Annotated in this window: 5 protein-coding genes; 3 read left to right on the plus strand and 2 right to left on the minus strand. The window is 63.9% G+C overall.

Annotated elements, in window-relative coordinates; genetic code table 11:
- Both WBB85_RS09410 and WBB85_RS09415 read right to left on the minus strand, forming a co-directional pair.
- On the minus strand, positions 1 to 216 hold a 216-nt coding region (locus WBB85_RS09410), incomplete at its 3' end, for a helix-turn-helix domain-containing protein (RefSeq protein ID WP_432638363.1).
- A 31-nt stretch (positions 217 to 247) separates the two neighbouring features.
- Positions 248 to 1,165: a LysR family transcriptional regulator gene (locus WBB85_RS09415; protein ID WP_432638364.1), complete on the minus strand. Its 918-nt coding sequence runs from the start codon at positions 1,163 to 1,165 to the stop codon at positions 248 to 250.
- Between the two features lie 93 nt (positions 1,166 to 1,258).
- Here WBB85_RS09415 and WBB85_RS09420 point away from each other — a divergent pair, with 93 nt between their 5' ends.
- The 3 genes from WBB85_RS09420 to WBB85_RS09430 all read left to right on the plus strand — a co-directional run.
- Positions 1,259 to 2,464: a pyridoxal phosphate-dependent aminotransferase gene (locus WBB85_RS09420; RefSeq protein ID WP_432638365.1), complete on the plus strand. Its 1,206-nt coding sequence runs from the start codon at positions 1,259 to 1,261 to the stop codon at positions 2,462 to 2,464.
- 8 nt (positions 2,465 to 2,472) lie between these two features.
- Complete coding sequence (locus WBB85_RS09425) at positions 2,473 to 3,681, plus strand: acyl-CoA dehydrogenase (protein WP_432638366.1); 1,209 nt, start codon at positions 2,473 to 2,475, stop codon at positions 3,679 to 3,681.
- A 107-nt stretch (positions 3,682 to 3,788) separates the two neighbouring features.
- On the plus strand, positions 3,789 to 5,598 hold a 1,810-nt coding region (locus WBB85_RS09430; protein WP_432638367.1), incomplete at its 3' end, for a dehydrogenase E1 component subunit alpha/beta.

Here is a 5,598-nt window from a genome sequence, read left to right on the forward strand (position 1 = left end):
CCCTTCCAGCAGCCCCGCGAAATCGACCTGCAGGGCCTGTGTCAGGTTCCAGAGCGTCGAGACGGTCGGGCTCGATTCGCCCCGTTCGATCTGACTGACCATGGACCGGCTCACCCCGGACAGTTTCGCAACCGCGTCAAGGCTGAGGCCTTTCGATTTCCGCGCCTCTTTCAGCGAGGCGGCGAGGCGGTCATGGATATCAGCGCGTGTGTTCATGGGGCAAAGGTGATCCCGGCAGGTGAAAAGGTCAACGGGGCAGCATCGCCTCGCCATCGGGGTCGGCGGCCTCGGCGACCAGCCAGTCGCGGAAGGCCTGCAAGGGCGGATACCATGCCCCGACCGAGGGCCAGACGAGATAATAGCTGCCCTCACCCCGCACCGGTCCGCCGTAAACCTCGACCAGACGCCCGTCGGCCAGTTCCGGCTTGGCGAGGAATTCGGGCAAGAGCGCCACACCCAGCCCATGGATCACCGCCTGAATCATCGGCGCGAACTGGTCAAAGAGCATCCCCTGACCGACCCGCCGGTCGACCCCGTGATGGGCGAACCATGCGCCCCATGCATTGGGCCGGGTTTCGAGTTGCAGGAGGGGAAGTCCGATCAGATCGGCCGGCTCTTCGACCGGATGATCTGAGAGAAACCTTGGCGCTGAGCAGGCGACCAGCCGTTCGTCGAACAGCTTTACCGATCCGGTGCCTGCCCAGTTCTCTGCCCCGAAATGGATGGCCGCGTCAAAACCCTCTTCCTCGAAATCGAAGGGTTTCAGCCTTGTGCCAAGATTGATCGTGATCCCCGGATGATCGGCCAGAAAGCGCGGCAGGCGAGGGGCCAGCCATCTGGTGCCGAAGGTCGGCAGGATGGCAAGCGACAGGGTGCCACCGCCGGTGTTCGAGCGGACCCGCATCGACCCGCGCGAGATGAGGTCAAGCGCCTTCACCACGTCGCGGGCATAGGCCAACGCATGGTCGGTCGGGATCAGCCTGCGGCGTTCGCGCAGGAAGAGCGTGACACCCAGTTGTGCCTCAAGGTTCTGGATCAACCGGCTGACCGCGCCCTGCGTCAGATCAAGATCCCGCGCGGCAGCGAGGGTGGAGCCGGTGCGCACCACCGATTCAAATGCCGCGAGCAGCGAAATCGACGGCAAAAGACGGCGGGGTGTGGCCATTACTATGCTCTCCGTGCATATATGATCGCTATAATAGCAGTATCTCGACCGCAAACAATGGCCCATAATGCATAAAACCCGCATGAGGCGCCCATGTCCGACCCGTTCCGCCGCTCCGCCCGCATCGACGCGGTCGAACTCTCGGAAATCCTGAAGATTTCCGAGCTTGCCGATGCGCTGAAGCGCGAGGGGCGCGATGTGATCACGCTTGGCACCGGAGAGCCGGATTTCACGACGCCCGCACCGGTTATCGAAGCCGCCCACAAGGCGGCACTGGCGGGCGAAACGACATACACTCTGACCGCGGGCACGCTTGCCCTGCGCAAGGCGATCGGCGAGGCCTGTCAGCGCGAAAACGGCTACAAGCCCGAGGCGGGTGAAATCATCGTCTGCACCGGCGCCAAGCAGGTGCTCTACAACGCCTTCGCGGCGACACTCGATCCGGGCGATGAGGTGCTGATCGTCGCCCCCTACTGGACGAGCTATCCCGACATCATCACCGTCTGCGACGGCAAGCCGGTTGTTCTGCCGACCACGGCCGAGACCGGGTTCCGCATCACGCCCGACCAGCTTCGCGCCGCGATCGGGCCGAAGACGCGCTGGCTGCTGCTCAATTCGCCCTCGAACCCGTCCGGGGCCGCCTATGGCAAGGATGATCTGGAAGCGCTGGCCGAAGTGCTGCGCGAGGCACCCCATGTCGGCATCATGGTTGACGAGATTTATCAGCACATCTCCTATGTGCCGTTCCATTCGTTCCGCGCCGTGGCCCCCGACCTCGCCGACCGCACCCTGATCGTGAACGGCGTGTCGAAAAGCTATGCCATGACCGGCTGGCGCATCGGCTGGGGGATCGGGCCGAAGCGGCTGATCGCGGCCATGGTCGCGGTGCAAAGCCAGATCACGTCTGGTGCGTCCTCGGTTGCCCAAGCGGCGGCGGCGGCCGCGCTGGAGGGTGATCAGCAGTTGCTGGCAGAGCGCTGCGACGATTTCCGAGAGCGGCGCGATATGCTGGCAGCCGCGCTGAACGCGACGGGCCTGCTCGATTGCCCCTCGGCCGATGGGGCTTTCTATCTCTTCCCCGGCTGCGCCCGTGCCATTGGCAAGGTGACCGCGAAGGGCCGCCGCATCGAAACCGACGCCGATTTCTGTGAAGCGCTTCTGGAGGAAGAGGGCGTCGCCCTCGTCCCCGGCCGCGCCTTCGGTACGCCGGGTTATGTCCGGCTGTCCTACGCCTATTCGAGGGCCTCGCTGACCGAGGCCGCCACCCGCATCGCGCGGTTCTGCGCAAATCTGAAGTGAGGACCCAAATGGCCCTGAAACCGAAAGACGCCCCCGACCTTTCCCGCTTCGACTGGGAAGACGCCTTCCGCATGGAAGACCAGTTGACCGAGGAAGAACGCATGCTGCGCGACGGCGCGCGCGCCTATGCGACCGAGAAACTCCAGCCCCGCGTGATCGAAGCCTACCGCGAGGAAAAGACCGACCCTGAGATTTTCCGTGAGATGGGCGAGATGGGGCTTCTGGGCGTCACCGTGCCCGAGGAATATGGCGGGCTCGGGTCGTCCTATGTCGCCTACGGGCTGATCGCCCGCGAGGTGGAGCGGGTGGACAGCGGCTATCGCTCGATGATGTCGGTGCAGTCCAGCCTCGTGATGTATCCGATCTATGCCTATGGGTCGGAAGAGCAGCGGATGAAATACCTGCCGAAGCTCGCCTCGGGCGAATTCATCGGCTGCTTCGGTCTGACCGAGCCCGATGCCGGGTCCGACCCTGCGGGCATGAAGACCCGCGCGACGAAGACCGCGAACGGCTATGTGCTGAACGGCTCCAAGATGTGGATCTCGAACGCGCCCATCGCCGATGTCTTCGTCGTCTGGGCCAAGTCCGAGGCCCATGGCGGCAAGATCAGGGGCTTTGTCCTCGACAAGGGCATGAAGGGGCTTTCCGCGCCGAAGATCGGCGGCAAGCTGAGCTTGCGCGCCTCGATCACCGGTGAGATCGTGATGGACAATGTCGAGGTCGGCGAAGATGCGCTCTTGCCGAATGTCGAGGGGCTGAAAGGCCCGTTCGGTTGCCTCAACCGGGCGCGTTACGGCATTTCCTGGGGCGTCCTTGGCGCGGCCGAATTCTGCTGGCACGCCGCCCGCCAATACGGGCTTGACCGCAAACAGTTCAACCGGCCGCTTGCGCAGACGCAGCTTTACCAGCTGAAGCTCGCGAACATGATGACGGAAATCTCGCTTGGCCTTCAGGCCAGCTTGCGTGTCGGCCGCCTGATGGATGAGGCCAAGGCCGCGCCCGAGATGATTTCGATCGTCAAGCGCAATAATTGCGGCAAGGCGCTAGAGATCGCGCGCCATGCCCGCGACATGCACGGCGGCAACGGCATTCAGGAAGATTACCAGATCATGCGCCACGCGATGAACCTTGAAACCGTCAACACTTACGAAGGCACCCATGATGTCCACGCCCTGATACTCGGGCGCGCGATCACCGGGCTGCAGGCGTTTTTCTGATTTCTTCTGTTCGAAAATACTCCCGCCGGAGGCTCCCGGCCTATCGGTCGGATGCCTCCGGCGGGGATATTTGAACCAAGTGGAAGCCGACAGGACGAGAGACTGAAATGGACCGCGCCGACATTGTTCATGAGAACTTTCTGAGACGGGTTGCCGCGGGCGACCTGCCCGGTGGTGCTGCGCCTTCGGGTTCGTTGTCGGCCGCCGAGGCGGTCGCGGTCTACCGCGCAGGCTGCCTTTCTCGCGCGCTCGACCGGCAGAGCCGGGCGATGCAGAAGGCGGGGGAGGGGTTCTACACCATCGGCTCGTCGGGCCATGAGGGGCTGGCTGCGGTTGCCGCGGCCTTGCGGCCGACAGATATGGCCTTCCTGCATTACCGCGATGCGGCCTTCCAGATCGCGCGGGCGGTGCAGGTGCCGGGGCAGAGCATTGCCTGGGACATGCTTTTGAGCTTTGCGGCGTCCTCCGAGGATCCGATTTCCGGCGGGCGGCACAAGGTTCTGGGATCGAAGGCGCTGAATATTCCGCCGCAGACCTCGACCATCGCTTCGCATCTGCCAAAGGCGGTGGGCGCGGCCTATGCTATTGGCGCGGCGCGGCGGCACGCGCCGGAGCACAAGGCGCTGCCGGACGACGCGATCGTTTATTGTTCCTTCGGCGATGCCTCCGCCAACCATTCGACCGCGCAGGGTGCTTTCAACACCGCAGGCTGGACGTCGTATCAGTCGATCCCGCTGCCGCTTCTCTTCGTCTGCGAAGACAATGGCATCGGCATTTCCACGAAGACGCCCAAGGGCTGGATCGCCGCGACCTTCCGGGAACGGCCGGGGCTGAAATATTTCCACTGCAACGGGCTTGATATCTACGAAACTTTCCGGATCGCCAGTGAGGCCGCGCACTACGTTCGCAGCCGCAAGAAGCCCGCTTTCCTGCATATCGGCACGATCCGCCTTTATGGTCATGCCGGGGCGGATGTGCCGACGACCTATCTCAGCCGCGAGGACGTCGAGGCTGAGGAGGCGAATGATCCGCTGCTGCATTCGGTGCGGCTGATGGATCAGGCCGGGGCTCTTGACCCCGCCGGGGCGCTCGCGATTTACGCGGAGACGAATGCGCGGGTGACGCGGATCGCGGGTGAAGCCGTCAAGCGACCGCGTCTGAAGACGGCGGGCGACGTCATGGCGAGCGTTGTTCCCCCGAAACGTCAGTGCAAGTCGACCAACGGCCCTTCGGCCGAGGCGCGATCCGCCGCGTTCGGATCCGACATGAAAGCGATGGAGGAGCCGCAGATCATGTCGCGCCTGATCAACTGGGCGCTGACCGATCTGATGCTGGCGCATCCCGAGATCGTCATGATGGGCGAGGATGTCGGGCGTAAGGGGGGCGTCTATGGCGTGACGCAGAAGCTGACCCAGCGCTTCGGCCCCGACCGGATGATCGACACGCTTTTGGATGAGCAATCCATCCTCGGCCTTGCCATCGGCATGGCGCAGAACGGCTTCGTGCCGATGCCCGAGATCCAGTTCCTTGCCTATCTGCACAATGCCGAGGACCAGATCCGGGGCGAGGCGGCGACGCTCTCGTTCTTCTCGAACGGTCAATACACAAACCCGATGGTGCTGCGCATTGCGGGGCTTGGTTATCAGAAGGGCTTTGGCGGGCATTTCCACAACGACAATTCAGTGGCCGTGATCCGAGACATTCCGGGTGTCATCCTCGCCTGCCCCTCGAACGGCGCGGATGCAGCGCGGATGATGCGCGAATGCGTCCGGCTGGCGCGCGAGGAGCAACGAGTTGTCGTCTTCCTCGAGCCCATTGCGCTCTACCCGATGCGCGATCTGCATGGCGAGAAGGACGGCCGCTGGATGTGCCGCTATCCGGATGCGACCGAGGTGATCGGACTGGGCGAGGTCGGCG

This window comes from Albidovulum sp. (assembly GCF_049646345.1).
Taxonomy (GTDB): Bacteria; Pseudomonadota; Alphaproteobacteria; order Rhodobacterales; family Rhodobacteraceae; genus Albidovulum.

Coding starts and splice junctions, on each gene's coding strand:
- WBB85_RS09415 (WP_432638364.1), bottom strand. CDS start 1,165: ATGGCCACACCCCGCCGTCTTTTGCCGTCGATTTCGCTGCTCGCGGCA.
- WBB85_RS09420 (WP_432638365.1), top strand. CDS start 1,259: ATGTCCGACCCGTTCCGCCGCTCCGCCCGCATCGACGCGGTCGAACTC.
- WBB85_RS09425 (WP_432638366.1), top strand. CDS start 2,473: ATGGCCCTGAAACCGAAAGACGCCCCCGACCTTTCCCGCTTCGACTGG.